This window comes from Brenneria sp. L4-2C, assembly GCF_040240335.1.
Classification (GTDB): Bacteria; Pseudomonadota; Gammaproteobacteria; order Enterobacterales; family Enterobacteriaceae; genus Brenneria.
This window is the reverse complement of record NZ_JBEIAC010000053.1, coordinates 1-1,634: the sequence shown is the minus strand read 5'-3', so window position 1 is coordinate 1,634 and position 1,634 is coordinate 1. Positions and strand designations below refer to the sequence as shown.

At 54.5% G+C, this 1,634-nt stretch carries 1 protein-coding gene; it reads right to left on the bottom strand.

What is annotated here, in order from left to right:
* Positions 1-38: 38 nt before the first annotated feature.
* Positions 39-1,570, bottom strand: a protein-coding gene (locus ABRZ26_RS24985; protein WP_413556485.1) for an IS3 family transposase whose coding sequence is annotated in 2 segments (ribosomal slippage) — positions 39-1,120 and positions 1,120-1,570 — 1,533 coding nt in all. Because the reading frame shifts where the segments join, the coding sequence is not laid out codon by codon here.
* Between the last annotated feature and the right edge of the window lie 64 nt (positions 1,571-1,634).

Below are 1,634 nucleotides of genomic sequence, written 5' to 3'. Positions count from 1 at the left end.
CGGTAGCTGTCAACGAAGTTGTCACCCTTAATGCGTTTTCAGGCTGCTTTTTCTGATGCGTTTTGTGGCTTATCCGGATTTAACATCACCACGCCTTCACGCTGCCATTGACGACATTGCCTTGACCATCGACCCGGTCTGGCTTTCCTCGCCGCTTCATATACCGCTTTTCTGTTTGCCAGCAGACTTGTATCTTGTCCCTGGTGGCGCTGTTCCGGTGTGACATAACCGATGCCACTATGTCGATGCGCTTCGTTATACCAGCGGCTAAAGCGTTCAACCCATCGTCTGGCTTCATCAAGTCCCGTGAAGCCCGCTGACGGCCAGCCCGGCATATATTTTAACGTTCTGAACAATGACTCCACGAATGGATTGTCGTTACTGACCCGAGGCCGACTGTGCGAACCCGTGATATTCAGCTCTTCCAGTTTTGCCTTTAACGTTTGGGACTTCATCGGCCCACCGTTGTCGGCATGCAGCACCAGCGGTTGCCGGTAGCATCGTTCTCGCAGCACGGCACGGTGCAGCAACGCGGCTGCGTGCTCACCGTTCTCCTCTTCATGAACCTCATAACCAACGATTTTCCGGCTAAAAATATCTTCTATCAGGTACAGATAAAAATAACGGCCTCGTACCCGTGACGCGCACCACGTCACATCCCAGGTCCAGACCTGACGGGGCGCAGTGGCATGGTAGCTGGTCGGCTTACTGAGGGTTACCGGCGCCCGGCTACGACCGCGATGATGAACCTGACCATGGCGCCGGAGTATCCGGTAAAACGTTGATTCGCTCGCCAGATAGATGCCATTGTCCGCCAGACGCGGCACGATCTGCGCAGGAGGCAGGCTGGCGTATTCCGGCTGGTTACACACGGTCAGTACCTGCTGTTCCTCCGCCAGCGTCAGTTTATTGCCCGGGGTCGGACGTACTGCGGTAGGACGCCGATCTTCGGCCTGTCTGTGCCATCTCTTCCAGGTTCTCAGGCTGATATTCACTTCCCGGCAGGCCGGAGTCAGACGGGCCCCCTGGTTCATCGCCTCCCGTATCCACTGGATAAATTGCACGCGTTCAAGGACGGGCGTCAGTCGTCCTCGTCTTCCATCCCGTAGTAACGGTTGAGCTTTTTTCGCAGTACCAGCAAGGCGGCAGCCTCCGCCAGCGCTTTTTCTTTTCGCGCCAGTTCACGTTTAAGCTGCTTGTTTTCTTTAGCCTGTTGCTTTAACTGCGCTTTATCCGCAGGGCTATCGTTATTCTGTTCGATAAAAGCCTGCTTCCACTGTGCTATTTGCTGTGGATAGAGTCCTTTGCGACGACAGTATTCCCCTAATTCCGCCTCACTGAGCGTGGCGGTTTCAACAATGACGGCAAAACGGGCTTCGCTCGACCATTGCTCAGTGGTTTTATTGGCTCCGGGCACCGGTTTCCCCTCCAGTCTGGCCTGATTACGCCAATTATACAGGGTTGCGTCAGAAATCCCCTCCTGCTGAGCCAGCAAGGAGACGGTCATGTTGTAAGGCGGCAATAATTTTGCCAATACAGTGGCTTTCCGCTCCGGTGAATAACGTTTCATATCAGGCTCCATTGCCCCCATTTAGCTTTTCAATAGGGGGTGACAACTATCCTGACAGAGGGGG